The organism is Rhodococcus sp. G6(2025), assembly GCF_058628105.1.
Map to the genome: position 1 here is coordinate 5821234 of NZ_CP179750.1, position 25979 is coordinate 5847212.

A 25979-nucleotide genomic window follows, 5' to 3' on the forward strand; every position below is an offset into this window, starting at 1 on the left:
ACACCCGATTCGTCCGGTTCCTCGCGGTTCGCGGGACGCCCCTACCTGCATTTTCTCCTCCGGACCCGGTTGCATACCCCATCGCCGGAACCCCGGAAAAAATTCACCCCCCTGATCCCACATCGTGAGACTCCTACGCGTAAGTAACTAACAGATGGACTATTGGGGTCTCACTTCCAGGCCGAACGTCCAGGTTGGAGCGATATCCGTACAAGCCGGTCGGAATCGGTTCAGTTGGACGTCTGACCAATTCGAGGACACCCGCGGCCCGCTGGGTTACCGTCGGGGCGCCCGACACCCGCATTTCAGGAGTCACGATGACGGTCACCGACGACGCACTCGCGACGCTCGCCGCCGCGCTCCCCCAGGGGTGTCTCGTCACCGATCCGGACATCCTGGTTTCCTATCGCCAGGACTGGGCGCGCGACCCCGATGCCGTCCTCCCCCTCGCCGTCGCCCGCCCCGCGACCACCGAGGAAGTCCAGGTGGTGATGCGCTGGGCGACCGACCACCGGGTACCCGTGATCCCACGCGGGGCGGGATCCGGGCTCAGCGGCGGCGCCACCGCCGTGGCGGGGTGCGTGGTGGTCAGCACCGAGCGCATGCGCCGGATCGAGGTGGACCCGGTGACACGGATCGCCGTCGTCGAACCGGGACTGCTCAACGCGGAGGTCAAGGCCGCGGCCGCCGAGCACGGACTCTGGTACCCACCGGATCCGTCGTCGTTCGAGATGTGCTCGATCGGCGGCAACGTCGCGACCAACGCCGGCGGCCTGTGCTGCGTCAAGTACGGCGTCACCACCGACTACGTCCTCGCGCTGCGCGTGGTCCTGGCGGACGGGACGGACGTGCGCCTGGGCGGACCGCGACTGAAGGACGTGGCCGGCCTGTCGCTGACCAAGCTGTTCGTCGGGAGCGAGGGAACCCTCGGCATCGTCACGGAGGCGACGCTGAGGCTGATCCCGGCCCAGCCGCCGTCGAGCACCCTCGTCGCGTCGTTCGCCTCCGTCCAGGCCGCCGCCGACACCGTCCTGGCCATCACCCGCACGCTGCGGCCGTCGATGCTCGAATTCATGGACCGCGCCTCGATCGGCGCCGTCGAGGACGCGCTGAAGATGGGCCTGGACCGGACGGCGGAGGCGATGCTCATCGCCCGCTCGGACGCGCCCGGTGCGATTGCGGCCGAAGAGATTTCCGTGATGGAGGACGCGTGCACAGTGAACGGCGCGTCCGAGGTATTCACCACCGACGACCCCGAGGAGGGCGAAGCCTTCGCCGCGGCAAGACGATTCGCGATCCCCGCGGTCGAGAGACTCGGCAGCCTGCTCCTCGAGGACGTCGGGGTCCCGCTCCCGAAACTGCCTGCGCTGGTGGAGGGAATCGCTGCCATCTCCCGCGAGCGTGACGTGATGGTGGCGGTGATCGCGCACGCGGGCGACGGAAACACGCACCCGCTCATCGTGTTCGACCCCGAGGACGCCGCGATGGCCGAGCGTGCCCACCTCGCCTTCGGCGAGATCATGGACCTCGCACTCTCTCTCGGCGGCACGATCACCGGCGAGCACGGCGTGGGTCGGCTGAAGAAGGCCTGGCTGCCCGACCAGTTGGGCGAGGACGTCATGGAATTGACGCATCGGATCAAGAACGCACTGGACCCACTGGGGATCCTCAACCCCGGAGCGATTCTGTAGCTACACAGTCCGGGATGCGATACCCAATGGTTACCCAAGGGGCTGGTGTGGCAGGTGAGGTATTGCTAGCGTGACCGGACCCGACTCGATTCCTCGCAGAGAGGTGCGCTCGTGACCAGACTCCGCCGTGTCGCCTCCCTGGCGATGCCCGCCTTACTTGCTTCTACCTGCACGTTTTTCACGATGACGCCCCCTGTAGCGACGGCGGCGCCGTGCCTCGGCGGAACCGGCAGCCTCGGATCGAGCGGCTCCAACCAGGGCATCAACCCCATTCCCTGGCTCAACGGAAGTGACGGTCGCCTTCCCGAACTGCGTGGCAAAACTCAGGCTATCGCGCACATCACCGGGCCGCGCAGCTCCAACGACACGATCGGCAGGTTCCGGGTGCTCGGCACCGACCTCGGCATCATGTGGGACAACGGCGGCGGTGAGATCCTCACCGCGTTCGGTGACACCGTCGGGCTGAGCGACAACCCGCTGTGCGGTCTTGTCGGCGACTGGCGCAGCAACATCCTGTTGCGCAGCTCCGACAAGGACCTCACCGACGGGATGCGCATCGACAATTCCCCGGTCGATACCCCGAACCATTCCAAGGAGATCATCCAGAGCAAGAAGATCCCGGGTGTGGAGCAGACCGTCATCCCCACCACCGGCATCTCGGTCGGTGAGGGTCCCGGGGCGACGCAGTACATCAACTACATGTCCGTGCGGAGCTGGGGCGCCCCCGGCGAGTGGGACACCAACGCGTCCGGCATCGCGTACTCCGTGGACAACGGCGAGAACTGGGTCACCGACCCTCTGACGCTGCGACCCAACGTCCCGGGTACGGGCGCCGAGAACTTCCAGATGGGCTCGTACGTCAAGCACGACGGATTCGTCTACGCGTTCGGCACGCCGTCGGGTCGATCCGGCGACGCCCGGCTGTCGCGGGTGAAGGAAGCGGACATCCGGAACCTCACGCTGTACGAGTACTGGGACGGCAAGGCGTGGGTGAAGGCCAACGCCACCGTCGCCGCACCGGTCATCCCCGGACCCGTCAGCGAGTTGTCGGTGCAGTTCAACCAGTACCTCGGTCAGTTCGTGGCGATGTACACAGATGCCGGCAATTCGGTGGTCATGCGCCGGTCCGACCACCTCGAATCCGGCTGGAGCGAACCCGAGGTGCTGGTGAGCAGCCGGGACGTGCCGGAGCTGTACGGTGCGTACATGCACCCGTGGTCGCAGGGATCCGATCTGTATTTCCTGGCCACCACCTGGTCGGACTACAACGTCATGCTGCTGCGCACCAACCTCGCGGACTGACGGTAATCTGCGAGTGACAGCGTGCGCGGGACAGCGCGCACGCCACACGAGCAGAGGAGCGGTCTGTGGCGGCCACGGTGGAGCACGACGTGTCGGAATCCCGGTTCGAGATCTACCTCGACGGCCAGCTGGCCGGATACGCCGACTATTTCGAGCGGAACGGGGCCCGCGACTTCCACCACACCGTGACGTACCCCCAGTTCCGCGGTCAGGGTCTGGCCGCGGAAGTGGTGAAGGCCGCCCTCGACGACACGAAGGCCAGCGGGCTCACCGTGATTCCGTCGTGCTCGTACGTCGAGAAGTACATCGCCGAGAATCCGAGCTATGCGGAGCTCGTCTGATCCGGTCCGCCTGACCGTCCGCGCGTCGTGTCTGGTCGCCGCGGCGGTCGTGCTGGCCGGCTGCGGTTCCGGCGACGGTTCCGAGACCGATCCGGCGGCGTCCGCGCCGACCACGTCGGTGTCCGCACAGCCCGGCGCGTTCGTGGGTGAATGCGGCTCGCTGACCGACGCCGAGGTGTACGAGCGGGCCGGGATCACCGCGCTCACCCCGGTGTCGCGCAACGGCATCAAATGCCGGTGGGAGGCGGACGGCGGCGAACGGTACGTGATGTTCACCTGGTACCGCGGCAGCCCCATCGACCGGGAGCGGTCGGTGGCCAAGGGCATCGGTCACGAGGTCCACGAGCTCGAGATCGCCGGGCACCGCGGGTTCTCCTCGCAGAACGTCGGATTCTGCGAGGTCGCGCTCGGCACGGGTTCCGACTTCGTGCACTGGCTGGTCCGCTACGGCACGGGCACCGCACCCTCCGATCCGTGCGCGGCTCCCACCGCGCTCGGCCGGTTGACGTTGGAGAAGGTCAAGTGAGCGCCGCCCGCCGGGTCGCTGCGGCGCTGGCGTCGGCGGTGATCCTGGCCGGCTGCGGCACCTCCGTCACCGGCAGTCCCCTGCCCGAGGGCGCCGCATCCTCCGACGACGGCGGCTCCCCGCAGTTCGACAAGCTCCTCCGCGAGTGCGACGCCGTCCCCAACGACAAGATCGCGGAGACCCTCCACGGCGCCGGCATCGACCAGTACTTCTTCGGCGCGGTGTGCATGTGGACGGTGTCGTCCGCCGCCGGTTCGATCGACGTCACGTTCGGCTGGTTCGAGAACAACTCGCTGCAACGCGAGCGGAGTGTGGCCGATGGGCTGGGCTACGAGGTGGAAACCACGTCGATCGCGGGCACGTCGGCGTTCAGCGCCCGGCGTCCGGGCGATTCGGCGGCGTGCGGGATCACCGCCGCCTACTCGGGCGTCATCACCTGGTGGGTGCAGCAGCGGTCGGGCACCGGCGACCCGTGCGACGGTGCGCGCACCCTCGCCGAACTGACCCTGCAACGCAACCAGTAGCGGCCGAAATTCGCTCGCGGTGGCCACGACCTCGCTGTTAGCGTCGAAGGACCACCGATCGAGCCGACCAGAGGACCCTTGCCGTGACCGCCACCGAGACGGCTGTGACTCGCCGGTTCGGGCCCCTGATCCTCTTGAACCTCGCGACGCTGTTCTCGTCCACCGGCAACGGCATCGCGATCGTCGTGCTGCCCTGGCTCGTGCTCGAGAGGACCGGTCGCGCGTCCGACGCCGCGATCGTCGCGGGCGCGGCCACCCTCCCGCTGCTGGTGTCGAGCCTGTTCGCGGGCACGTTCGTCGACCTGTTCGGACGTCGCCGCACGTCGATGATCTCCGACTGCCTGTCCGCCCTGTCCGTGGCGGCCATCCCGGTGATCGCGAACACGACGGGCCTCACCGTGACGGTGATCGCCGTCCTCGCCGCGATCGGCGCCGCGTTCGATCCGGCCGGGATCGCGGCGCGGGAGTCGATGCTGCCGGCCGCCACGAAGTCCGCGGGCTGGTCACTCGACCGGATGAACAGCCTCTACGAGGCCAACTACAACGTGGCGTATCTCGTCGGACCCGGTATCGGCGGTGTCCTCATCGCCACCGTGGGTGCGGTGAACACGTTGTGGGTCACCGCCGTCGGCTTCGTGCTGTCCGTGGTGACCATCGCATTCCTGCGACTGGAGAACGCAGGCAGACCCGACACGTCCACGCGCCCGACGTCCATCTGGCACGGCACGCTCGAGGGCCTGAAGTTCGTGTGGCACAACCGGCTCCTGCGCACGATCGCTCTGGTCGACATGGCGGTGGTCGCGCTGTACATGCCCGTCGAATCGGTGGTGTTCCCGGTGTACTTCACCGAACTCGACAAGCCCGCGCAACTGGGTTCGGTCCTGATGGCGCTCAGCATCGGCGGCGTGGTGGGTGCCCTCGCGTACGGACCGCTCGCGCCGTATGTGTCGCGCAGGATGCTGATGGTGGTGGCGGTGACGGTGCTGGGCGCGGCCATGGTCGCGATGGCGTTCCTGCCGCCGCTGTGGGCGATTCTGGCGCTGGCCCTCCTCCAGGGTCTCGTGTTCGGTCCGGTCGGCCCGATCGCCAACTACGCCATGCAGACTCGTAGTCCGGAGCACATGCGCGGGCGCGTCACCGGGGTCATGACGTCCACCGCGTACGCCGCGGGTCCGCTGGGTTACCTGCTGGCCGGTCCCCTCCTCGACAAGTGGGGAATTCAGCCGACGTTCTTCGTGCTCGCGATCCCGGTCCTGATCATCGGGCTGGCCTGCTTCGCGCTGCCCGTCCTGAAGGAACTGGACGACAAGGTGCCCGTCAGTTGAAGCCCATGACGTCGTTGCCCCACGCGATCCGCATCTCGTGGTCCGGGTCCTTCACGAGGGTGTCCGCGCCGTCGATCAGCAACGTCGAGCGGTTCTCCTCGTCGTAGGGCGCCCAGTGCTTGGACCCGTCCAGCGCGGCGGGGACACCGTGCCGCGCGAACGCGAGCCACCGGCGCTGGATCCGGCCCGACACCTCGAGCGCCGTCTTCCGGCCGCCGAGCCAGAACGTCGGGTCGATGTTGAGGGTGTCGAAATTGCCGAAGACGTACGGGAGTTCGGTGGCGTGGCCGGCTCCGATCCGTGCGGCCTTGAGCATCGGCGTGGCCTGATCGAACCGGTACATCCACGTCGGCGAGTGCCGGCTGTGGGCGTCGGCCACCCACAGGGCGGGCATCCGGAACGCGGCGTCCCTCGACATCGCGAGCGCGCCCTTCGGCTTTCCGCGGTCCGGGTACGCCGACAGGATGTCGGCGAGGCGGGCGGCGGGCAGTTCCGGGTGATCGGCCGCGATCGCCCTCAACATCTCCTGCACCGAATCCGACGTGACCGGCAGCAGAGGAGATTTCATGAACTTGAAGATCGACGACTCGTCCTTGTTGGAACCGATGATGAGAGGGATGCGGTGGGAGTGCCCCTTCTGGAACGCGGCCACCGGGTAACGGGGCAGGAAGTCGCGGTCCACCACGGGCGCCATCGCGAGCGTGCCCGGAATCCTCGTCGGCACCTCGTTGACGAGCGTGTCGCTGGCCTCGATCACCGTGCGGTACGGAAGGTGCAGCAGGGTGTCGATCTGCGCGGGTTCCACCTCGAGGATGTCGAGGAACTGTTTCGCGACGGTGGCCGCCCGCTCGCTCCCGTAGACCGACGTGGCGGGCGGGCTCTGGGCGATCGCGCGGTGGAACAGCCCCTCCGCGCTCGGACACGTCATCAGCGTGGTGATCGACCCGGCTCCGGACGACTCCCCGAACACCGTCACCTCGTCCGGGTCACCGCCGAACGACGCGATGTTGTCGCGGACCCATTCGAGGGCTGCGACCTGGTCGCGCAGCCCACAGTTGGTCTCGAACACTCGCTCGGCCGTCGAGAACGACGACAGGTCGAGGAAGCCGAGCGCTCCCACCCGGTAGTTGAACGAGACCAGCACGACGTCGCCGATTGTGGACAGGATGCGCCCGTTGTAGATGCCCTGAGCTGCGGTTCCCAGGCAGTAGGCACCGCCGTGGATCCACACCATCACCGGCCGCGGGGTGCCGTCGGGTCTCGGGGCCCAGACGTTGACGGACAGGCAGTCCTCGTCCATCTCGAGTCCCGCGTCGATGGGGACGGCGGTGCCGTGCCCCTGCGGCGCCATCGGGCCGAAGTCGACGCAGTCGCGCACACCCTCCCACGGTGCGGGCGGGGCCGGGGCGCGGAACCGCAGATCGCCGACGGGGGCCGCGGCGAACGGAATGCCCTTCCACGCGTAGACGTCGCCCTCGGGGTAGCCACGCACCTCACCGTCCCGCGCGCGGACGACGAGCGTGTCGCCGGACTTGTCGACCTCCACGGAATCTCCTCACGCATCACGTTCCGGGAATCTCTCGCCAAACTACCAACGATGAGCAGGCAGGACCGATCGAACGCGACATAGATCAACAGTGCGCTAACATTCCCGCGTGGCCGCATGGACCGATTCCGAGGGCAGGAGCCTCCTCGACTACCCGCGCCCGTCCGTGGCGGTCGACGTCGCCGTCCTCACCGTCGACGGCCCGGAACTGAAAGTTCTTGTGGTTCCCCGTCGTTCGGGCCGGACCGCCCTCCCCGGCACGTTCCTCCACCAGGGTGAGCGACTGCGGGACGCCGCCGAGCGGTGCCTGCGGATCAAGGCCGGCCTGACGGGCACCGAATTCCATCAGCTGGCGATGCTGGACGATCCCGGCCGCGACGATCGCGGGTGGGTGCTGTCGATGACGCACGGCGCCGCGCTGCCCCGCACGGCGCTCCCCCGCGACACGATGTTGGTCACCGTCGACGACGACCGGGTGACGCAGGACCTGGCGTTCGACCACGCGGACGTCGTCGCCCTCGCCGTCGCCGACCTGAGAGAGCGGTACGCGCGGGCCGTCGACCCGTCCGGCCTGGCCGGCGACACGTTCACGGTGCTCGAACTCCGCCGGGTGTACGAGGTGGTGTTCGGGCGTCCACTGCCGAAGGACTCGTTCCGGCGGCACCTGATGCCGGCCCTCGAGAACACCGGCGACATGGCCGTCGTCGGAACCGGCCGGCCCGCGGAGATCTACCGGCGCGGCCCCGCACCCCTCCCGCCGAGCGCGGCCGCGTTCCTCGCCGGCTGAGCCCCTCCACCGACCCTGGCCTTTCCGCCCGCGGCACGGCCGGTGCTAGGGTCGGCTTGTTCTGACACGGGGTGCTCCGCACGGGCGGGGCTGAGAACACACCCGGGAACCTGCTCAGGTAATGCTGACGAAGGGATGTCAACGTTGTGAATAGCTCTGTCCAAGATGCTGCCGGCGCCGGCCAGCACGCCCGATTCACGGACCACTTGTGGGACCGGACCAAGGTGCTGCGCGAGGCGATCGACGAACTCGAGTTCCTGCGCCGCCTCGGCGACGGAACGCTGCCGCTGGACGTGTTCCGCACGTACATCGAGCAGGATTTCCTGTACCTGACCGGGTACGCGAAAGCCCTTTCACTGGTGGCCGCGCACGCGCCGGGCCCGGTCGAGGCCGGCTTCTGGGCGGGCTCGGCCGCGGAGGCCGCCACGGTCGAGGCCGCGTTGCACCAGAATCTGCTGACCAGCGGACGACTCCCCGAGTCGGACGCGGAGCCGCTGCATTCGCCTGCCTGCCTCGGGTACATCTCCTACCTGACGGCCGTCGCCGCCACCGAGCCGTACGCGGTGGCCGCCGCGGCAGTGCTGCCCTGCTTCTGGATCTACGCCGACGTCGGGCACCGGCTCGCGGCGAGCGCCCGTGAGGTGCTCTCCACCGACCCGTCGCACCCGTACGCACAGTGGGTGACCACCTACGACGCGGAGGAGTTCCACGCCGCCGTCGCGAGGGCCCGCGAACTCGTGGACGCGGCGGCCGAGGCCGCGACCGATGCTCAGCGCGAGGCGATGGCGGAGGCGTTCGTGATCGCCAGCCGCTACGAACTCATGTTCTGGGACACCGCTCTCAACAAGCAGGAATGGCCGGCGTCGTGACACTCTTCTCTCGTACCAAGCGCGCTGCCACCGCAGCCGTCGTCCTGGTCTCCGCCCTGTCGCTGCTCACCGGTTGCGCCGGTGACTCCCAGTCCGGCGACACCATCCGGTTCGCACTCGACTGGACACCGAACACCAACCACACCGGCCTGTTCGTCGCCCAGCAGGAAGGCTGGTTCGCGGACGCCGGCCTCGACGTGCAGGTGCTGCCCTACAACGACACCTCGCCCGACACCCTGGTCGACGCCGGCAACGCGGAGTTCGGGGTGAGCTTCCAGAGTTCGGCGACGTTCTCGAAGGCCGCGGGCGCACAGACCACGTCGGTGATGGCTCCGCTGCAGCACTGGGCGACGGGCATCGCGGTGAAGGCGGATCGCGCCGACATCACCCGCCCCCGGGATCTGGACGGCAAGATCTACGCCGGGTTCGCGGACCCGGACGGCGAGGAGACGCTGAAGCAGATCATCCGCAACGACGGCGGCAAGGGCGAATTCACCACCGTCACGCTCGGCACCTCGGCGTACGAGGCCGTGTACTCCGGCACCGCCGACTTCACCGTCTCGTTCTTCGGCTGGGAGGGCATCGAGGCCGAGCACCAGGGCACGCCGATGCGTTACTTCCACTACACCGACTACGGCTTCCCGGATGCGTACGCTCTCGTCATCGAGGGCAACGAGGAGTGGATGGCCGACCATCCCGAGCAGGCCCGCAAGTTCGTCCAGGCCCTGCAGCGCGGATACCAGTTCGCCGCCGACCGGCCGGACGAGGCCGCGCAGATACTGATCGACGCCAACCCCGGCGCCTTCACCGACGAGTCCCTCGTGCGGGAGAGCCAGCAGATGCTGTCCTCCGAGTACATGAAGGACAGTTCCGGCAAGGTCGGGACACAGACGGCCGAGCAGTGGGCGGGGTACTCCGGTTTCCTGTTCCAGCACGGCCTGCTCACCGGCCCCGACGGGGCACCGCTGACCACGGAACCCGACTGGTCGACGTACTTCACCAATGAGTACCTCACTCAGCCCTGACCCGAGTCTGCGCACCACGGCCCCGGGCACGTCCCCGCTGCTGCGGCGGGTGCTGCCCGCGGTCGTGGTCGTGGCACTGCTGGTCGTCGCGTGGCAGGTGTACGTGACGGTCAGCGGAATCCGGCCGCAGGTGCTGCCGTCGCCGCTGCGGGTGGTCCAGCAGGGCTGGCGGGCGCGGGACGCCATCTCCGGTCACGCCTCCGCGACACTGCAGGTGACACTGATCGGGTTCGCCGTCTCCCTGCTCTTCGCGTGGGCCCTCGCCGTACTCGTGGACTTCTCGCCGTGGCTGCGCCGCGCGTTCGTTCCGCTGTTCGTCGTGTCGCAGACACTGCCGATCATCGCGATCGCGCCGCTGATGATCATCTGGTTCGGATTCGGTCTGCTGCCGAAGATTCTCGTGATCGCCCTCGCCACGTTCTTCCCGATGACGATCGGTCTGATCGAGGGTTTCGCCGCGGCCGACCGGGAGGCGGGCGCGTTGTTGCGCAGCATGGGCGCCTCACGGTGGCAGGAATTCCGCTACGTGCGGCTTCCGTCGGCGATCCCCCGGTTCTTCACCGCCCTGCGCATCGGCATCACGTACGCCGTGGTGGGTGCCGTGTTCGCCGAATACGTCGGGGCCACGTCCGGTCTCGGCATCTACATGGCGACGCAGAAGAACTCCTTCCGCACCGACCTCGTGCTGGCGGCGGTGCTCGTGACCGCCGTAATCAGCGTCAGCCTCTACCTGCTCACCTTCGCGGTCGAGCGCGTCGTCGCCCCGTGGATCAAGAACGAAAGGGCTCGGCATGAGTGACACCGCGCGCGTCGCACTGTCCGGTCTGAGCAAGGGATTCCCGGTCCGCGGCGGCATCCGGCCCGTCCTCGACGACGTCTCGTTCACCGTCGAACCGGGTGAGTTCGTGTCGGTGATCGGCCCCAGCGGGTGTGGGAAGAGCACCGCGTTCTCCATGCTCGCCGGTCTCGATCAACCCGACTCCGGCACCGTCACGATCGGCGGCGAACCGGTGCGTCCCGCGGGGAGTGGTCCCGCGAAATGCGCGTACATGCCGCAGAAGGACCTGCTGTTCCCGTGGCGCACCGTCCTCGACAACACCACTCTCGGACTCGAGGTGCAGGGCGTGCCCCGGAAGCAGGCGCGGGACAAGGCCCGGGAATTGTTCTCAGTGTTCGGTCTCGGCGGATTCGAGGACGCCCGCCCCAGCCAGCTGTCCGGCGGGATGCGGCAGCGGGCCGCGATGCTGCGGACCGTCGTCCAGGACCGTCCGGTGCTGCTGCTCGACGAGCCGTTCGGCGCTCTGGATTCGTTGACCCGCACCGAGATGCAGACCTGGTTGCAGGACGTGTGGCAGCGCTACCGGTGGACGGTGCTGATGATCACCCACGACATCCGGGAGGCCGTCTACCTGTCGGACCGGGTGGTCGTGCTGTCTGCACGGCCCGCCACCGTGCGGCGCGAGGTGACGGTGGGCCTGCCGCGTCCCCGCGAATTGTCGATGATGACGTCGCCCGAGTTCGCGGACGTCGAACACGAATTGCTCGGGGTGCTCCACGAGGAGTCGCGGCGGGCACTCGTCGAGCAGGAGTCGGCCCGGCGCTGAAACAGGCGGCGTCTCAGAGCAGTGCCGCCTCGAGCTCGCCCAGAGCCGTCTCGAGATAGAAGAGGATGCGCTGCAGGCTCGGCACCGAGCGGCGGCACCCGATGACACCGAAATCGAGGTTGCCGCCGTTGGTGGTGAGTGTGATGTTGAGCGCCTGCCCGTCCAGCACCACCGACGTCGGATAGATGCCGTCCAGCCGGGACCCGTTCCAGTACATGGTCTTCCGCGGCCCCGGGACGTTGGAGATGATCACGTTGAACGGCGGCGGCGTGAAGCGGACGAACCCCGGCACCGGTGTCAGAGCGATCGGCGACATGTTGAAAGCGGACCACGCCAGCGCCTGCATCGAGGTGAGGCTGCCGAACAGCTCCTTCCCCTGGGACATGGAGGCGGAGATCGCCGTCAGACGTTCGGCCGGGTCGTCGACGTCCGTCGCCAGGTTGCACAGCGTGACCCCCACCGCGTTACCGCCGGCGTCGGCCTGCTGCTCGTCGCGCAACGACACCGGAACCATCGCGATCAGCGGCTCGTCGGGCAGCGCGTTCTGTTCCTCGAGGTACCCCCGCAGCGCCCCGGCGCACATGGCCATCACGACGTCGTTGACACTGACCCCCGCCGCCTTCCGGACGGCGTGGACGCGTTCGAGCGGCCAGGACTGCGCGGCGAACCGGCGCGCGCCACCGATCGGGACGTTCAGCATGGTGCGGGGCGCCTCGTACGGAAACCTCATGTCGTGCTGCCCCATCGCGGTGCGGGCGATGCGCAGCGACGCAGGCGCGAGACCGGCCACCTCACCGACCGTGCGACGGACCCCGTTCACCACCGACCAGAGGTCGGGGGCGGGGGCGGAACCGTTGGCCGACGCCCTGCGCGGCAGGTTCCACGGCGGCGGTGCGTCGCGCACGTCCGGGTCGGTCGACAGCGTCCGCATCAGCAGCCGCAAACCGGAGACCCCGTCCATCAGCGAGTGGTGCATCTTGGTGTAGATCGCGAACCGGCCGTCGCTGAGACCCTCGATCAGATACATCTCCCACAGCGGGCGATGACGGTCCAGCAGCGTGCCGTGCAACCGGGACGTCAGCGTCAGCAGTTCCCGGACCCGGTACGGGGCCGGCAGCGCCGAATGACGCACGTGGTATTCGAGATCGACGTCCGACTCGTCGGCCCACCACAGGTTCCCGAGACTGCCGACGGGGCCCGCAGGCTTCTTCCGAAAGGTGGGGTCGACGTCCGTGTGCTTCAGCAGTGTTTCGTGCATCGACTTCACGTAGTCGGGGCCGGCATCCTCCGGCGGTGTGAACAATTCGAGCGATCCCACGTGCATCGGATGCTCTCGCGATTCGCCGAGAAGGAATATCGAATCGGTAACCGGCATGATCCCCACCTGGACGTTCACCCCCACTCGGTCACTATCCCATTACGACTTCCGCCTGGATGCTACGTCGGGCGTAGCGTCCGTGCGACCAACTTCGATGTAGACCGTACGGCGCAAAGAGGTGGAAAACCTAAAGGCAGCAAGTCGATGGGAACCGAGGCCGGATCGGAGGCAGGCAATGAGCACTGCGACTTACGAATTCTGCCCGTCACCCCTCCCGGTGACGCGGCGGGAGTTCGCCGGAACCAGCCTGCAGTCGACGGCCCTCGCCCACACACTCCGCCGCACCGTCCGGCCGTTCCTGGACGGGTGGGCGCGCTACCCCGAACTGCCGTGGCCCACGGGAGTCGTCGACCTGTTCGGGTACTCGCTCGGTCCCATCCGCGGAACCGTGCGCAGGCCCATCCGGCTGCCGCACTGCCGCGCCGAATGGATCCGGCCTCCGGGTGAGCTCGGCGACCGGGCGATCCTCTACCTCCACGGCGGGGCGTTCCTGTGCTGCGGGATCAACTCCCACCGCCAGATGGTGTCCCGGATCGCGGCGGAGTCGCAGGCGTCGACGCTGAACGTCGCGTACCGGATGATCCCGCGGAACCCCATCCGGGCGGCCGTCGAGGACGGTGTCGACGGGTACCGGTGGCTGCTCTCGCACGGCTACACCGCGGACCGCATCGTCATCGCCGGCGACTCGGCAGGCGGGTTCCTGACGTTCATGGTGACGCTCGAAGCCCTGCGCCAGGGGTTGCCGCGTCCCGCCGCCGACGTCGCGCTGTCGCCGCTGACCGACCTCGACCCGGTGAACAAGCTGGCCCATCCCAACGCCGACCTCTGCGCTGTCTTCCCCAAACGCGCGGTCGGTGCCCTGTCCAGGCTGATCGAAAGGCTGGACACCAGGGGCGGGCACGAGCCGTCCACGTCACCCGTGGACGGCTCCCTCGCCGCCATGCCGCCGGCGCTGATCCAGACCGGCTCGCAGGAAATGGTCTACGTCGACGCGGAACTGATGTCCGAGCGGCTGTCCCAGGCGGGTGTGCCGTGCGAACTGCAGGTGTGGGAGCGGCAGGTGCACGTCTTCCAGGCCGCCGCCGGACTGCTCCCCGAGGGCACCCGCGCCATCCGCGAGATCGGCCGGTTCATCCGCAAGGCCACACCCGTGAGTACTTCTTAACCGCCGGACGTTGACAAGTACTCACGGGGTGAAGAGGTGATTCCGGTCGAGCGTGGACCCCGGCGTGCGACGGCCACCCCACCCGATCACGGCGCGGTAGGCGCCGAGCGCCCCGGACGCGGCCAAACCCTCGGCGTCGGTGTGCGTCGAGTCCTCGGGAACCGGGGTGTCGAACGGCGCGACGTACAGCGCGTCGGTCGGACAGTTCGCCTCACACATGAAGCATGTCTGACAGTCCTCCTGATGCGCGACGACGGGAACCCCGTCCGTGCCGCGGCGGAAGACGTCCGTCGGGCAGACCTTGATGCAGATGTCGCACTGCACGCAGCGGTCGGCGACGACGACCTCGATCACGACGCGACCGTCCGGGCCTCGGCGGTGCCGTGTTCCGGACGCACCCACACCTCGCCCAGCCCGCCCGACAGCAGTCGACGGGTCTGCGCCGGGTCGGTGTCCGGCAGGTCGGTGCGCACGTGCATCCCCCGGGTCTCGGTCCGCGCCAGCGCGGAGTGCGTCGCCCACCGCGCGACGGCGAGCATCGCGGCGGCCGAACGTGCCTGCAGCAGTTCCCGTTCGGTGCCGCCGAGCAGATCGGCGGCGCCCGACCAGGCCTCGTCGAGGGCGGTCACGCCGTCCTGCAGGCTCGTTGCGCTGCGCCGGTAGCTGCGTCGCAGCGGCAGGGTGTGCTCCTGCACCAGTCCGACGATGGAGCGCGACGCCTGCCGGCGGGCGGACGGTCCGCGCAGGCCTGCCGCGCCCGCGCCGCGCACCCCGTCGGGGGCAGGACGCGTCCGCGCGAACCGGGCGGCCCCCGCACCGGCCCATGTCCCCGAGGAGATGGCCCACGCCCCGTTGTGGCTGCCGCCTCCGCTGCGACCACCGGTGATGAGCTCCCGGGTGGCCGCGTCGCCCGCCACGAACAGGCCGGGAACGTCGCTGGCGCAGTCGGTGCCGGCGACCCGGATGCCACCGGTTCCGCGCACCGTACCCTCCAATACGGCCCGCACGGGATACTTCTGCGTGAACGGGTCGATGCCTGCCTTGTCCAGCGGCAGAAAGTAATTCGGTTGCGACGTGCGCATGGCCGCGCGGATGTCGGGTCTGGCCCGGTCCAGTCGCGCGTACACGGGGCGGCCGGCGGCGAGGTGCGCCATCGCGGCGCCGCGTGCGGAGAAGCCGCCGTCGCCGAGAGCCCGACCGTCCGCGTCGTAGTAGGTGGCGAACTGCATCATCAAACCCTTGGTGTGGCCACTCCACGCCGGTGCCAGCGCGTAGGCCGTCGAGAATTCCATGCCCGAGAACGACGCCCCGACCTCCGCGGCCATCAGCAGTCCGTCGCCGGTGTCGACGTTCGTTCCGAAGCTTCCGGACAGGAAGGCGCAGCCGCCGGTCGCGACGACCACCGCCCCTGCGCGCACCGACCACGGCGCGTATCCGTTCTGCCGTTGCAGACCCGCGGCACCGGACACGACGCCGTCACCGGTGGTGAGCAGTTCCAGGGCGGGGCTGTGGTCGAGGATGGTGACCCCGGCGCGGTGCACGCGCCTGCGCATCCGGCGCATGTACTCCGGCCCCTGCAGGCTGGTGCGCACCTCCCGGCCGTCGTCGCCGGACGGAAACCGGTAGCCGGCGCCTGCAAGTTCGTCCACCCGGTGGTGGGTCTCCTCGAGCACCCGGTACATCCAGGCCGGCTCCGACAGCCTGCCGCCGTCCTCGAAGCGGGCCTGCACCGACCGTTCGCGTGCCGGCCCGGGCGGGACGTTCCACAGGTTGTTGCCGCCCGACGCGGTGGGGCCGCTGGTGCCGCAGTACCCCTTGTCGGCGAGGACGACCCGCGCGCCGTCCCGGGCCGCCGCCAGTGCCGCCCACGTTCCGGCGGGTCCGCCGCCGAGGACGAGGACGTCGGCGTCGACCTCGAGCCGGCTCACGAAGCGAACAGCATCGCCGACGCGGCGACGGCCGCCCCGGTTCGTTCGGGCAGCGGGCGGCGGAACAACCAGTCGAGCAGAGACATCGTTACCCCCGGTCGGAGCGGTATGGACACCGCTCGATCGTCGGCTGACCGGCTCGTCCGAACAAGGGTTCTCGTCAGCGTGCGCCGAACCCCGGCAACCGTCCAGCGAACCCGCCCGGCCGACTCGACTTCCGGACACATGCGGCGGCAGGCGGCACCGCCCTCTATGGTGGACGCATTTGCACGCCGAGGACGGGTAGCGCATGGACGACAGGACTGTAGCGATCGGGGCACTCGCGATTGCCACCGTGTCGGCGGTCTCCGGCCTGATGATCGGTGCCGCGGGCGGCGCGTTCGGCAACCGCGGACCGGCAGTCGCGCCGCCGCCGCTGACGTCGGAGGGCCTGCAGGCCGCCGGACCCTACAGCGCCGCACCGGCCACCTTCCAGGTGTTCGTCCCGCCGACCCCCACCTGGCAGATGGCCGACCTCACCACCCCACGGGCCGTCACGCTCACCACCGAACCGGCGCCGGTGACCACGGCGCCGCCGCCCGCGCCCTCGACGACCCCCGCCCCGCCTCCGCCGCCGGTCCGGACCACGGTCGCGCCGCCTCCCCCGACGATCAGCCTCGCCCCGGTCACCACACCCGTCACCCGGCCTCCCGTCGTCACGACGACCGAGCAGACCGTGCCCCGGATCGCGGCCCCGCCGTCCGCGGCACCCGCGGAGCCGACCCTGCCGCCGGTCACCACCACCACCACCACCACGACGACGCGTCCGGTGATCACCATCCCGCCCGTCACCACCAGACCGCGCGGCTGACGCCCACCACAGCCCGTCCGAGATCGGGAGCGCCGACACGCCCTGCACAGGAGTCGGTAAGGTGGCTTCCCGCCGGATTGGGGGGTCCACTCCGGGACCGTGAGTGTCCAGCATCGGAGGTCGGGATGAATGGCGGGGAGAATTTTCGGTCGGGCGAGTGGGATCACCGCGCCATCAGGAGTGCGGTCGACGCGCTGAGGCCCGCCGAGTCCGGTGCGGTCGCCGCGGCCTGGGACGACCTCGGACGGCGATTCCAGGAGTCGGTCACCGCGTTCCACGACGCGACCCGCGCCGCGGTCGACACCGGCTGGCGTGGGCCGACTGCGGCCGCGGTGGCATCGGCACTCGACGACTACGCCGCCCGCGCCGGGCAGGTCGGTGGCCGGTTCACCGATGTGGGCGATGCGTTGCGGCACGCGACCGCCGCAGCCGAAGCGGTGCGCGGCGCGGTGGGTCGGCCCGGCGACCACCCGACCGACTGGACCCGGGTGCTGCCCGCCAACTGGACCGCGGACGCCGACGCGGACGCCGCGGAACAGAACGCGAAGGCCGCCATGGACACCCTCTACACCTCGGCGTACCGCCTTGCGGACGAACAACTCCCCGCTGCCGGCCTCGCCGCCACCCACGCCGCCGCAACGACCCACGGTCAGCCGGTGGGCTTCGACATCGGACCGAACGGGGTGCACGGCATACCCAGCGATCAGCAGGTGGCCGAACCCGAATCCGATTCCGTCCCGCCCAATGAGCACCGCAGGAGCGGCGAGGTGCCGCTCGAGGAGCCGGCGACCGCGCAGGCCGCACCGGGTTCGATCGCGGGTGCGGCGCTGGCCGGCGCCGTCGGCGGCGGGGTGGCGCAGTACGCGCGCGGCATCGTGTCCGCTCACCGGACGACCACCCCCGAGCGGCCCGGCGGCCCGGTCCCGCCCGCCGCACGGGAGGACGAGGAGGAACCACCCACCTACCTCGAAAGCATCGACGAGGGCAGCGAACTCGTCGGGAAACTGCCCCTCGTCACACCCGCGGTGATCGGCGGATAGTCGTGGGGCACTGGGTGTTGAGCGGTCCGCAGTTCTCGGCGTTGTGGGCCCGGACCGGACAGGACCGCATTCCGTATCCGTTCAAGGTCACGAGCACGCTGGACACCGCCGACGAGTACGAGGCGGAGCAGCGCCGGATCCGCGCCGACTTCTCCGGCCCCGAACACGACCCGCTCGGGTCGGCGCTGCTGGTGCTCGCCGAACCCGACCTCCGGATCGAGATCTCCGGTTCGGCAGGCGTGGACGGCGGTACCTCGATCCGCATGACGGGCGCCCTGGCACGCGGGCACGGGATCGCGGCGGTGCAGCATCCGGGCGCCGAAGTGGTGATCCGGAGCTGCGAACCGTACGACGTCGGCCGGCAGCTGATCGCTCAGCTCCCCGACACCGACGCGGGCACGGCGGCGGGCATCGTGGTCCCGCCGACACCGGCCGGGAGCGCACGGGCAGCCCGGATCCTCGACAGGCCCTCGACGAGCCAGGGGGTCCTCACCGTCGTCCGCGGCTCGCGGCACTCACCACGCCCCGTCGGCGGTCTGGCGTGGCGGGACATCGACGGCGACGGCCGGTACCTCGTGTGGGGCGATACCGCCGTGGCAGTGGAACCGGGCACGTCGTGGGACCTCCTCGACGCCGTCACCAGGCTGACCGGACGGATCGGGGCCGGTCACCCCGTCTGAGCGCGCCACCCCCTCCTGCGCTGCGGTCTCGGCGATCGCCGCTACCGTATAGAGCGGAAGTAGGTGATTCGTGGTCGACCCGGACGGAGCAGACATGCAGGACTTCGATCTGGATTCGAGTGTGAACCGCGACTGGGCCGAGTTCCAGCGGCGCCTCGCGGACTATCTGGCAGCGATGCAGGACGACGACCTTCTGGTCCTGGAATCGGGGTTCGAGGAGCTCGACGAATCCCAGGGGCTGATGCCGTGCATCCAGTTCGTCGTGTGGGACGGGGACACGGTGCGCTGCGAGGTGCCGTCGAACCATTACCTGCACCCCGACCGCGCACTGACCGGCGCCGAGCAGACGTACCTCACCGAGCTGGGCTGGAACCGGCCGACCCGCGGTCCGGACGACGAACCCGATGACGGCTCCCCCGCGTTCTACGTCGACAAGAAGCTGTCGTGGGCGGATCAGCTGGCCGCGATGGCCGTGGCCGCGTTCCGCGACGTCTGGGGAATCACGCATCCCGCGTTCCTGAGCACCGAGACGTCGAGTACGGATCCCGAGGCCACGTTCGACCCGGTTGCGGTGCGGCCGCCGCTGGTCGCGCAGCTCGACCCCGCAGCCGCCGTGGTCCCGCGCGACGTCGAGCACCTCCACGAACTGATCACTCTCGCGTTGGTCCCGATGCTCGGGCTGCTGCCCGAACGCGACCCGGACGGCGACGTCCCGATCCGGATGGGCAACACCATCCTGTTCGTCGGCCCGCTCGCCGACACCGTCGACGTGCAACTGTTCGCGCCGCTGGTGCACGACATCAGCGACCGCACCCGGGCCGCCGAGGTCACCGCCGACCTCAACCGCATGTGGTCGCGGATCAAGTTCGTGCTGGTCGACGACCGGTTGTCGGCGTTCCTGGAAGTGTCGGGTAACCCGTTCGTCCCGCAGCACCTCACCGACAGCTGCAAGGCGTTCTCCGATTTCCTGCGCACCGTCGACAGCGAGTTCGCGTCGCGGTTCGGTGGCGAACTGTTCTTCAACCGCGACTCCGGACCCGACGAGGAACCCGAACCGGACGCGGCACCTCGCACCGAGAGCCGGATGTCGTCGACCGACCTCCCGAAGGAACTTCAGACGCTGTTCCATCTCGATCCCGGGCCCGGGATCGAAACCGATCCGGCTGTCGTCGCCGACGTCTGCGGTCACGACCGCGACCGGATCCTCGTGCTCCTGGACACCGGCACCGCCTGGGTGTCCCGGTTGCAGGAGACCGACGACGCGTCCGCCGACCAGTGGGAGCGCGTCGTCGGCGCCCTGCGCCACGCCCTCCGGACCGTCGTGCTACCCCCGACGACGGGCGCTCCCGACACCAAGCCGCGGCCTGAGCAGATGGGACTGTTCACCAATCCCGAGGAGCAGACCCTGTTCGACGATCCGTCGTCCTAGAACCCGCCCTTTCGACGATCGGTCCGGGTTTCCCGGGATGTGGCGTACTGTCAGCACTATCGGAGCCGTCCAGGTTCCGCATTCAGGGATGGTCCATGGCTGACAAATCGCCCCGCAATTCCATGTCGAAGAAATCCGGTAAGTCGCTGAAGGAGAAGCGCGCCGACAAGAAGATGAAGACGAACGGACAGAGCGATCCGGAAATCGTCTCGCACGTCAAGAAGCGCTAGCGCCCGTGCGCCTTTCTGGTAGCGGCAGCAACCACAAAGGCGCACAAGCCGTCAGGCGACGACGGAGCGCTGGGGGACGCCCGAGTACTCGCTGAGCGGGCGAATCACACTGTTCGATGCGCCCTGCTCGATGATGTGGGCGGTCCACCCGGTGATCCGGCTCATCACGAACATCGGCGTGAACATTTCCACGTCGAATCCCATCAGGTACTACGCCGGACCGGTCGGGAAGTCGAGATTCGGCGCGATCCCGGTGGCGCCGGCCATCGTCTTCTCCAGGATGTCGTACATCCGCACCCACTTCTCGCCGCAGGTGGCGGCGGCGATGTCGAGCAGTGCCGCCTTCATCGTCGGTACCCGCGAGTCACCGTTCTTGTAGACCCAGTGACCGAACCCATCAGCTTGTCCTTGGCGGCGAGTTTGCCCAGCAGCCACTCCTCGGCGCGGTCGGGCTCGCCGATCTCGAGCATGTCGTGCATGACGGCCTCGTTGGCGCCGCCGTGCAACGGACCCTTCAACGCCCCGATCGCCGCGGTGACCGCACCGTAGATGTCGGACAGTGTCGACGTCACCACGCGAGCCGCGAACGTGGACGCGTTGAAACTGTGCTCCGCATACAGGATCAGCGACACCTCGAACGCCTTGACGACGGCCGGATCGGGCACGTCCCCGAAGCACATGTTCAGAAAGTTCTCCGCGAACCCCAGGTGCGAGTGCGGTGCGATCGGGTCCTGTCCGCGCCTGCGCCGGAAGTCGGCGGCCACGATCGTGGGCAGCACCGCCGTCATGTGCAGCGCCTTCGCGAGGTTCTCGGATGGCGAATTATCCTCCTCCGCCGGGTCTTCCGCGCCGAGGTAGCTGTTCCAGTTGCGCCGAGGTAGGAAGTTCGTTGTACCAGAGCGGGTACGCCACCTCCTCGAAGCTGCAGTGCGCTGCCAGGTCCTGCACCGCGTAGCCGCGATAGGTCAGCGAATTGGTCTCCGGCACCACCCGAGAACGGTCGTCCCGATCGGCGCAGGCTGCAAGGTCTGCGACCGGCCCGCGTGCGCGCCACGCGCCTTCCCGCAACGGGCCGGGCCGTCCTCGTCAACGAGGACAGCAGCGGCCATCTCCCGTATCCGCAGGGCCGGTAGGCGCTCCGCGCCCGTGCGCGGTTAACGAGTCCAGGGACTCGTCGACCACTCACGGGCGGTAACGCTGCTCGCAATCGTGACGACTAGGACTTCGGATGCTCCTTCGTTCGGGATGAGCGCCTGCGACACGGGTGGGGGCACATGAGCGACGGCGCGGACAGGCGCAAGGACCGCTGGACGACGGGACTCGTCGTGGTGTCGATCATGGCGTGCGGGGTGATCGTCGCGGGACTGCTCGATACCGGATCCGGCCCGGCGACCGTCGACCTCACCGCCGACGGTCCCGCCGAAGCCCCGTCGTACGTCACGCCGACGGTCGAGTATCCCGTCGACATTCCCGGGTGCGCGACGGTGGAACCGCCGTCGGAGGGGGAAGCCTTCGCCATGTGGGTCGGAGGTGAGCAGAGTTACGACAACCCGCGCTACCCGTGGTTCTCGGCACTCAAGGCCTCGGCCATGACTGCCGCCGTCCTCGACGCCCTGCCGGAGGCGGTGGAGATCCCCCTCGTCAGCCCCACGGAGTCGTTGCTGTTCGAGCCGATTCCGGAGTACGAGCAGCCACCGGACGTCGAGGACGACTTCGGCGGCGTCACCAGCGCTCGGGGACCACTGCTTCGGGACTCGTCCCCCGGGTCGCTGTGGTTGTCGGTCAGCAAGGCGGACAGGCCGATTCCGCCGTGCGTTGCCGGGGAACTCGACCGTCGCACGACGCTGCCCGACGGCACCGTGCTGGATGCGGACGACACGTGGTCCGAGTACGACGGCCACCGCACCCTGTCCCGGAGCGTCGCCGGCTACTTCCCGGACGGCACGTGGATCCATGCCGACGCCACCGACGAGAACTTCGCCGAGGCCGACCCCGGCTCGAAGTACAGCGGCACCATCCCACTGAGCCTCGACGAACTCACCGCCATCGTGCTGCGTCCCGAACTGTTGGCGAGTACACCGGTTCCGCCGGGCACCTCGCCTCCCCCGACGGCATGCGGGTCGGGGGGCGGCTCCGAGGACGAGGGACCGGCGCTGACCCGCGCCGATCTGGACCGGCTGAATGCCGTGCTCGACGACGCGTGGCGCGATCAGCGCATCGCGCTGTCGAGACCGCTCGGATCGCTGCAACTGGCCGAGCACAGCGACAACGCGGTGTGTGAGAGCGTCGACGTCACCACACCCGGATCCGAGGGGACCCTGCGGGTCTCGATCGCGGGCGGCTACACCGTTCCGCCCGAGCCGGACAAGTACGACCCGTCCTACGACCCGCAGGCCGCGAAAGCCACCCGACTTCCGGACGGTTCCGTGTTGGAGCGACGGGACGGGTACACCTCCGCGGCGACCGTCCCCGGTGAACCCGCCGTCGACGAGGCCGGCCGTCACGTGACGCTGACACGGCCGTCGGGCACCCGGGTGTCGGTCAGCTCGACCTCCACGCTGCCGGCCACTCCGCTCCCCTACGAGCTTCTCGAATCCCTGGCCACGACCCCCGGACTGGAGCTGTAGCCGACATGGGCCTCGACAAGAGCACCCGAAACCTCTGGGCCGCAGCGCTCGTGGCGATCATGACCGTCGCCGGCGCCGTCACCACCGTGATCGTGCACCCGGAGTACCAGGAGGTGAACATCCCCGGGCTCACCGGTTTCGTGGGCCCCGACGCCCCGGAGGCGTCGCCCGATGCACCCGGCGCCGAGTGGTCGCTGGATGCGGCCGCCACCTACGATCGACAGTTCGCCGTCTTCCGCAACCCGGTGTACGGGAGCGGATTCGACTCGGGCGAGCCGGGATTCGTCGACGCCGGACAGGTGCTGGTCACCATGATCGGGTTGGTGAACCAGCAGACGTCGGGACTGGACGAGACGCTGTTGGTCGGGGTGGACGCCGACACGGGATCGGTGCGCTGGGAGACGCCGGTCGAGTCGCTGGGCGGGTGCGCCGACACCCTCGCTGCCGGGCGGATGGTCTGTTACACGACTCCCTTCGAGGACGCACGCGTCATCCTGGCGGTCGACACCGACAACGGGTCCGTGACCCGCACTCCCACCGACTGGACGATCCTGGCGATGACGGCTGCCGACGACTGGCTGTACGTGATGGAAGGCGACCCGGAATCCGACGACATCCGGGTGCACAGCGGTGTGCCCACCGACCCCGACGCCCGCTGGTCGCAGCGGTTCGATCTCGGTTCGGCGTGGGAGGACGCGTTCGGTCACCTCATGAGCACCGAGCACGGTCAGGGTGTGCTCGAACTCGGCGGGGAGGTGGCGGGGTTCGACCTCGCGACCGGGACTCCGACGTTCACCCGCACCCTGCCCGACTGCACGCAGTCCGCCCGGGCCACCGAGGGTGGGGTGGTCGTCCGCGTCCACAGCGACTGCACCCTCAGCAAGGTGCTGGGCTCCGAGGCCGTCGATCGCACCGGTCGCGTCCTCGCGGCATCGGATGTGGAGGCCGCACACACCCTCGCCGTCGATCGCCCCGCCGACAGTACGATTCCGGTGCTTCTCGGCGACGGTGCCTACGACCGGACGACGGGCGAACTGCTGTGGACCAGCCCCGCTCTCGTGTCGACGCCACGGGTCGACACTCCGGAGTCGTACGGCCCGAACGCCACGCAGGGCACCGCTGTGGCCGTGCTGGGCGAGGTGGCATTGCTGCGCGACTACGAGGGCAGGACCGAAGCCGCACTCGACCTGAGGTCCGGGGAACGGTTGTGGCAACGACACTCCGACTCGTACGGCACCGTCGTCGCCGCGGAGGGCGACACCGCGGTCTTGCTGGAATCCGATGTCCTGCGCGCCGAGAACGTCCGGTCCGGCGAGGAACTGTGGGTGCTCCCCCTGCAGACCGTGAGCGACGACGACTCGTGGGGCAGCACACCCGTCGTCGCGGCGTCGAGCCCACGCCTGGTCTATATGACGTCGGGGACGATGGTCGGGTTGGGCTCAGCGAGGTGAGTTGCTACGTGCCGGGCCGGACGAAGTGCACGAGCTGGCTGACGTTGAGCTGCCACCGCTCCTGCACATCGAAACCGTAGGACCGCACGACGCGGTAGTTGGCGCCGAGCCGCACCGGATCACGGGCATCGACGGCCGCCCAGGTGTGGCTGTCGACCCCCGCGGACCGGTTGGTCAGCAGCCAGATCGCGGGACAACTCCTGATCCGGTCCGCGATGCGGTCGGGCGCCAGCGTCTCGTCCCACAACCCGCCCAGTTCCGCGGCCGTCGATCCCCGCGAGATGTCGCGGAGAGCGGCGAAGGCGGGCGGATCCACGGTCTCGACGGTGCGCATCGGGCCGGGATTCCAGACGTTCTTCAGGTCGAACAGCACACAGTCGCCGGGTGCGGCCTCGGATTCGACGAGGTCGGCGACGCGGCTGTAATCCATGCCGCTCGGCTTGGCATAGGGTCCGCGCTGCACGAGGTAGTGCGGCAGGGCGACGGCTCCGAACAACGCGAGGATCACCGCGAGTAGCGGCAGCGATCGTCGTCCGGCGAGACCCGCGATCCACACCATCGACTGTCCGAGGAGCAGTGCGCACGCGGGGGCGGTGAACGTGAAGTACCGACCCAGATACACGTTCTGCGACGTCAGCGAATACAGCAGCACCAGCGCGGTGGGAATGAGGAGCCAGGGCACGGCCGTCGCGAGAAGCCCCGGCTGTTCGCCGCCCCGGTGGTCACGCCCACGGACGATGCCGACCGTCACTCCGGCGACGACGAGCAGTCCGGAGACGACTGCGACGGCGAGTGCGTTGTCGAAGTACTGCTCGACGAGCACGATCCACACGAGATCGAAATTCCGGCCGGCGATCCACGAGACCTGATCCGCCTGCGATTGCACCAGCACGATCACCGGCGCCGCGATCGCGATGCCCGCGCCGGCAGCCAGGAGGAACGACCCGACGCAGCGACGTCCGGTCCTCGTCACCGCGAGCGTCACCACGTGCGCGGCAACGATCAGGATGCTGTAGAGGAACACCGTGGTCGAGACCGCGACGAGCAGCGCGTACAGCACCCACGCGGTGCCCGTCCGCCTGCGCACGGCCACGACGAACACGACGGTCACCCACACCGCCAGCGCCGCGGACAGCGCGTACGAGCGCGCCTCGATTCCGGCGGACGTCACCCGCGGCAGGATGGCGAACACGAGCGCCGCGACCAGGGCCACCCGTCGCGTGGACAGCAGCTTTCCGAGCACGACGAGGCCGGCGGCGCCGATCCCCACGGCCAGCACGCTGGGCAGTCGCAGCCAGAACTCGGTCAGGGGGACGACGCGCAGCCACCCATGCATGCCCAGGTAGTACGCGCCGTGGACGGCGTCGACGTCGAACAGCAACCGCACCATGTCGGGGATGTCGCGCCCGGCGACCGAGACGGTGGCCGCCTCGTCGTGCCAGAACGACGGCGACCAGGACCGGAAGCCCGAGATCGCGACCGCCACGAGTCCGAGCAGGAGCGGATCGCACCATCTCGTCCACAGCCGGGTTCCTCGCTCCGCACCGCTGCGCCGCGACTCGGAAGCCAGCACTGGCAGGGGCGACGTCATTCCGCGGTTCCTCGAGGTAGGTGAAATCAATGACCTACATGGAGACCGTTCCGGACCGCGTCGCCGTTAC

The 25979-nt window shown here is 69.1% G+C and carries 24 protein-coding genes, 2 pseudogenes and 1 riboswitch; of the genes and pseudogenes, 20 read left to right on the plus strand and 6 right to left on the minus strand.

All coding sequences use genetic code 11. The features are described from left to right. The first annotated feature begins 317 nt into the window (after positions 1 to 317). From ACLIVD_RS26905 to ACLIVD_RS26930, 6 genes are all read left to right on the plus strand, one after another. Positions 318 to 1691: an FAD-binding oxidoreductase gene (locus ACLIVD_RS26905; protein WP_491930907.1), complete on the plus strand. Its 1374-nt coding sequence runs from the start codon at positions 318 to 320 to the stop codon at positions 1689 to 1691. 183 nt (positions 1692 to 1874) lie between these two features. After that, positions 1875 to 2993, plus strand: coding sequence for a glycoside hydrolase family 183 protein (locus tag ACLIVD_RS26910; protein WP_280783690.1), 1119 nt, complete (start codon positions 1875 to 1877; stop codon positions 2991 to 2993). 65 nt (positions 2994 to 3058) lie between these two features. Then, on the plus strand, positions 3059 to 3334 hold the full coding sequence (locus tag ACLIVD_RS26915; protein ID WP_005252788.1) for a GNAT family N-acetyltransferase: 276 nt from the start codon (positions 3059 to 3061) through the stop codon (positions 3332 to 3334). Then, the gene (locus ACLIVD_RS26920; RefSeq protein ID WP_317571500.1) at positions 3318 to 3860 is read left to right on the plus strand and encodes a DUF3558 domain-containing protein; all 543 of its coding nucleotides are present in this window, start codon (positions 3318 to 3320) and stop codon (positions 3858 to 3860) included. Before ACLIVD_RS26915 ends, ACLIVD_RS26920 begins: the two co-directional genes overlap by 17 nt. Further along, entirely contained in the window at positions 3857 to 4384 is a 528-nt protein-coding gene (locus tag ACLIVD_RS26925; protein WP_317571501.1) for a DUF3558 domain-containing protein, read from the plus strand. The genes ACLIVD_RS26920 and ACLIVD_RS26925 overlap by 4 nt, the downstream gene beginning before the upstream one ends. Positions 4385 to 4467: 83 nt before the next feature. Continuing rightward, complete coding sequence (locus tag ACLIVD_RS26930) at positions 4468 to 5709, plus strand: MFS transporter (RefSeq protein ID WP_011594550.1); 1242 nt, start codon at positions 4468 to 4470, stop codon at positions 5707 to 5709. Here ACLIVD_RS26930 and ACLIVD_RS26935 read toward each other — a convergent pair. After that, positions 5702 to 7255: a carboxylesterase/lipase family protein gene (locus tag ACLIVD_RS26935; protein ID WP_283335823.1), complete on the minus strand. Its 1554-nt coding sequence runs from the start codon at positions 7253 to 7255 to the stop codon at positions 5702 to 5704. The genes ACLIVD_RS26930 and ACLIVD_RS26935 overlap by 8 nt on opposite strands. 109 nt (positions 7256 to 7364) lie before the next feature. On the opposite strand from ACLIVD_RS26935, the gene ACLIVD_RS26940 reads away from it, so the two are divergent. The 5 genes from ACLIVD_RS26940 to ACLIVD_RS26960 all read left to right on the plus strand — a co-directional run bounded on the left by ACLIVD_RS26940 (position 7365) and on the right by ACLIVD_RS26960 (position 11540). Beyond that, a complete protein-coding gene (locus tag ACLIVD_RS26940; RefSeq protein WP_491930908.1) occupies positions 7365 to 8042 on the plus strand; it encodes an NUDIX hydrolase in 678 nt (225 codons plus the stop codon). 57 nt (positions 8043 to 8099) lie between these two features. Then, a riboswitch (TPP riboswitch) is annotated at positions 8100 to 8195 on the plus strand. Continuing rightward, on the plus strand, positions 8189 to 8911 hold the full coding sequence (locus ACLIVD_RS26945; RefSeq protein WP_283335821.1) for a TenA family protein: 723 nt from the start codon (positions 8189 to 8191) through the stop codon (positions 8909 to 8911). (Overlaps the previous riboswitch by 7 nt.) Further along, positions 8896 to 9936, plus strand: coding sequence for an ABC transporter substrate-binding protein (locus tag ACLIVD_RS26950; protein ID WP_283335819.1), 1041 nt, complete (start codon positions 8896 to 8898; stop codon positions 9934 to 9936). Before ACLIVD_RS26945 ends, ACLIVD_RS26950 begins: the two co-directional genes overlap by 16 nt. Continuing rightward, positions 9914 to 10735, plus strand: coding sequence for an ABC transporter permease (locus ACLIVD_RS26955; protein ID WP_061044482.1), 822 nt, complete (start codon positions 9914 to 9916; stop codon positions 10733 to 10735). Before ACLIVD_RS26950 ends, ACLIVD_RS26955 begins: the two co-directional genes overlap by 23 nt. Further along, positions 10728 to 11540, plus strand: coding sequence for an ABC transporter ATP-binding protein (locus tag ACLIVD_RS26960; RefSeq protein WP_283335817.1), 813 nt, complete (start codon positions 10728 to 10730; stop codon positions 11538 to 11540). Before ACLIVD_RS26955 ends, ACLIVD_RS26960 begins: the two co-directional genes overlap by 8 nt. Before the next feature lie 13 nt (positions 11541 to 11553). Here the strand turns inward: ACLIVD_RS26960 and ACLIVD_RS26965 are convergent, their stop codons facing one another. Beyond that, a complete protein-coding gene (locus ACLIVD_RS26965; protein ID WP_280783698.1) occupies positions 11554 to 12915 on the minus strand; it encodes a WS/DGAT/MGAT family O-acyltransferase in 1362 nt (453 codons plus the stop codon). 178 nt (positions 12916 to 13093) lie between these two features. Here ACLIVD_RS26965 and ACLIVD_RS26970 point away from each other — a divergent pair, with 178 nt between their 5' ends. Continuing rightward, complete coding sequence (locus tag ACLIVD_RS26970) at positions 13094 to 14083, plus strand: alpha/beta hydrolase (protein ID WP_280783699.1); 990 nt, start codon at positions 13094 to 13096, stop codon at positions 14081 to 14083. Between the two features lie 21 nt (positions 14084 to 14104). On the opposite strand, the gene ACLIVD_RS26975 is transcribed toward ACLIVD_RS26970, so the two are convergent. Then, positions 14105 to 14437, minus strand: a complete 333-nt coding sequence (locus ACLIVD_RS26975; protein WP_283331303.1) for a 4Fe-4S dicluster domain-containing protein — start codon at positions 14435 to 14437, stop codon at positions 14105 to 14107. Continuing rightward, positions 14434 to 16011, minus strand: coding sequence for an FAD-binding protein (locus tag ACLIVD_RS26980; protein WP_491930910.1), 1578 nt, complete (start codon positions 16009 to 16011; stop codon positions 14434 to 14436). The genes ACLIVD_RS26975 and ACLIVD_RS26980 overlap by 4 nt, the downstream gene beginning before the upstream one ends. 289 nt (positions 16012 to 16300) lie before the next feature. Here ACLIVD_RS26980 and ACLIVD_RS26985 point away from each other — a divergent pair, with 289 nt between their 5' ends. From ACLIVD_RS26985 to ACLIVD_RS27005, 5 genes are all read left to right on the plus strand, one after another. Continuing rightward, a complete protein-coding gene (locus ACLIVD_RS26985) occupies positions 16301 to 16861 on the plus strand; it encodes a hypothetical protein (protein ID WP_491930911.1) in 561 nt (186 codons plus the stop codon). A 125-nt stretch (positions 16862 to 16986) separates the two neighbouring features. Then, on the plus strand, positions 16987 to 17901 hold the full coding sequence (locus ACLIVD_RS26990; protein ID WP_491930912.1) for a PPE domain-containing protein: 915 nt from the start codon (positions 16987 to 16989) through the stop codon (positions 17899 to 17901). A gap of 14 nt (positions 17902 to 17915) precedes the next feature. Beyond that, positions 17916 to 18581 (plus strand): ESX secretion-associated protein EspG, encoded by a 666-nt coding sequence (locus ACLIVD_RS26995; RefSeq protein WP_491932926.1) that lies wholly within the window; start codon positions 17916 to 17918, stop codon positions 18579 to 18581. Positions 18582 to 18651: 70 nt separating this feature from the next. After that, on the plus strand, positions 18652 to 20010 hold the full coding sequence (locus tag ACLIVD_RS27000) for a T3SS (YopN, CesT) and YbjN peptide-binding chaperone 1 (RefSeq protein WP_491930913.1): 1359 nt from the start codon (positions 18652 to 18654) through the stop codon (positions 20008 to 20010). A 95-nt stretch (positions 20011 to 20105) separates the two neighbouring features. After that, positions 20106 to 20240 (plus strand): hypothetical protein, encoded by a 135-nt coding sequence (locus tag ACLIVD_RS27005; protein ID WP_005254130.1) that lies wholly within the window; start codon positions 20106 to 20108, stop codon positions 20238 to 20240. A 51-nt stretch (positions 20241 to 20291) separates the two neighbouring features. Here ACLIVD_RS27005 and ACLIVD_RS27010 read toward each other — a convergent pair. Next, positions 20292 to 21230 (minus strand): annotated as a pseudogene (locus ACLIVD_RS27010) (citrate/2-methylcitrate synthase). On the opposite strand from ACLIVD_RS27010, the pseudogene ACLIVD_RS27015 reads away from it, so the two are divergent. From ACLIVD_RS27015 to ACLIVD_RS27025, 3 genes and pseudogenes are all read left to right on the plus strand, one after another. Further along, positions 21231 to 21373: pseudogene (locus ACLIVD_RS27015) on the plus strand (short-chain fatty acyl-CoA regulator family protein); the annotation flags it as partial. A 141-nt stretch (positions 21374 to 21514) separates the two neighbouring features. Continuing rightward, positions 21515 to 22867: a hypothetical protein gene (locus ACLIVD_RS27020; RefSeq protein ID WP_491930914.1), complete on the plus strand. Its 1353-nt coding sequence runs from the start codon at positions 21515 to 21517 to the stop codon at positions 22865 to 22867. Positions 22868 to 22872: 5 nt separating this feature from the next. Further along, the gene (locus ACLIVD_RS27025; protein ID WP_491930915.1) at positions 22873 to 24318 is read left to right on the plus strand and encodes an outer membrane protein assembly factor BamB family protein; all 1446 of its coding nucleotides are present in this window, start codon (positions 22873 to 22875) and stop codon (positions 24316 to 24318) included. A 4-nt stretch (positions 24319 to 24322) separates the two neighbouring features. Here ACLIVD_RS27025 and ACLIVD_RS27030 read toward each other — a convergent pair whose 3' ends face one another. Then, positions 24323 to 25909, minus strand: coding sequence for a glycosyltransferase family 39 protein (locus tag ACLIVD_RS27030; RefSeq protein WP_283353513.1), 1587 nt, complete (start codon positions 25907 to 25909; stop codon positions 24323 to 24325). Positions 25910 to 25979 lie beyond the last annotated feature (70 nt).

Excerpts from the sequence above, each read along its gene's own strand:
- ACLIVD_RS26905 (WP_491930907.1), top strand. The coding sequence starts at position 318 with ATGACGGTCACCGACGACGCACTCGCGACGCTCGCCGCCGCGCTCCCC.
- ACLIVD_RS26910 (WP_280783690.1), top strand. The coding sequence starts at position 1,875 with ATGACGCCCCCTGTAGCGACGGCGGCGCCGTGCCTCGGCGGAACCGGC.
- ACLIVD_RS26920 (WP_317571500.1), top strand. The coding sequence starts at position 3,318 with ATGCGGAGCTCGTCTGATCCGGTCCGCCTGACCGTCCGCGCGTCGTGT.
- ACLIVD_RS26950 (WP_283335819.1), top strand. The coding sequence starts at position 8,896 with ATGGCCGGCGTCGTGACACTCTTCTCTCGTACCAAGCGCGCTGCCACC.
- ACLIVD_RS26955 (WP_061044482.1), top strand. The coding sequence starts at position 9,914 with ATGAGTACCTCACTCAGCCCTGACCCGAGTCTGCGCACCACGGCCCCG.
- ACLIVD_RS26960 (WP_283335817.1), top strand. The coding sequence starts at position 10,728 with ATGAGTGACACCGCGCGCGTCGCACTGTCCGGTCTGAGCAAGGGATTC.
- ACLIVD_RS26965 (WP_280783698.1), bottom strand. The coding sequence starts at position 12,915 with ATGCCGGTTACCGATTCGATATTCCTTCTCGGCGAATCGCGAGAGCAT.
- ACLIVD_RS26970 (WP_280783699.1), top strand. The coding sequence starts at position 13,094 with ATGAGCACTGCGACTTACGAATTCTGCCCGTCACCCCTCCCGGTGACG.
- ACLIVD_RS26985 (WP_491930911.1), top strand. The coding sequence starts at position 16,301 with ATGGACGACAGGACTGTAGCGATCGGGGCACTCGCGATTGCCACCGTG.
- ACLIVD_RS26990 (WP_491930912.1), top strand. The coding sequence starts at position 16,987 with ATGAATGGCGGGGAGAATTTTCGGTCGGGCGAGTGGGATCACCGCGCC.
- ACLIVD_RS27005 (WP_005254130.1), top strand. The coding sequence starts at position 20,106 with ATGGCTGACAAATCGCCCCGCAATTCCATGTCGAAGAAATCCGGTAAG.
- ACLIVD_RS27020 (WP_491930914.1), top strand. The coding sequence starts at position 21,515 with ATGAGCGACGGCGCGGACAGGCGCAAGGACCGCTGGACGACGGGACTC.
- ACLIVD_RS27025 (WP_491930915.1), top strand. The coding sequence starts at position 22,873 with ATGGGCCTCGACAAGAGCACCCGAAACCTCTGGGCCGCAGCGCTCGTG.
- ACLIVD_RS27030 (WP_283353513.1), bottom strand. The coding sequence starts at position 25,909 with ATGACGTCGCCCCTGCCAGTGCTGGCTTCCGAGTCGCGGCGCAGCGGT.